Origin of the sequence: Streptomyces spiroverticillatus (genome assembly GCA_014650415.1) — a bacterium.
In the GTDB taxonomy this organism is placed as follows: domain Bacteria; phylum Actinomycetota; class Actinomycetes; order Streptomycetales; family Streptomycetaceae; genus Streptomyces; species Streptomyces spiroverticillatus.
Window position 1 is genome coordinate 1 of sequence record BMUX01000082.1, and the last position, 861, is coordinate 861.

General features: G+C 66.4%; 1 protein-coding gene. It reads right to left on the minus strand.

Features of this window, described 5'->3' with window-relative positions; translation table 11 throughout:
- Positions 1–10: 10 nt before the first annotated feature.
- A protein-coding gene (locus tag IE269_RS42800; protein ID WP_472941398.1) for an IS5 family transposase occupies positions 11–819 on the minus strand; the annotation gives its coding sequence in 2 pieces (ribosomal slippage) (positions 11–471 and positions 471–819; 810 coding nt in all).
- Between the last annotated feature and the right edge of the window lie 42 nt (positions 820–861).

Here is an 861-nt window from a genome sequence, read left to right on the forward strand (position 1 = left end):
AGAAGTCATCTCATTTGGCGAGTCTGCGGTAGCAGATGAGGGTACAGGCGATGCTGGTGAAGGCGAGGAAGTGGTCGGCCTTGCGTTCGTAGCGGCGGTGCAGTCGTCGGCAGCCGGCGAGCCAGGCCATCGTGCGTTCGATGGTCCAGCGGTGGCGGCCCAGACGCTGTGAGGACTCGACCCCTTTGCGGGCGATGCGGTGGGTGATGCCCCGGCCGCGTAACCATCGCCGCAGGTGAGCGTAGTCGTAGCCCTTGTCGGCGTGGAGCTTGCCGGGCTTGCGCCGTCGCCGGCCGCGGCGCGAGCGGATCGGCGGGATGCCCTTCACGAGCGGGATCAGGGCCTGGCTGTCATGCAGGTTGGCCCCGGAAATGCCGACGGATATGGGCAGACCCGACCGTTCCGTGATCAGGTGGATCTTCGAGCCGTACTTGCCCCGGTCGACAGGATTCGGACCTGTCAGGTCCCCCTTTTCAGGGCCCGCATGTTCACCGAGTCGATCGCGCACCGCGACCAGTCCAACTCGCCACGTGCCCCGAGTTCATCGAGGACCAGGCGGTGGAGCTTGGCCCACACACGGGCTTTCGACCACTCCGAGAACCGCCGATGGGCGGTCGCACCGGACGGGCCGAACGACGCCTTAGGCAGCTGCTGCCAGGTACAACCCGACGTCGCCACGAACACGATCGCGGCCAGCACCTCCCGGTCGCCGTACCGACGCCGACCACCCCCCTGCGGCCGCGACGGCGCCTCCGGCACCACCCGCTGAAACAACTCCCACAACTCGTCCGGCACCAGCCGCTCAACGATCCCCACCATGACTCACAGAATACCGAGTCACCCAAATGAGATGACCTCTTA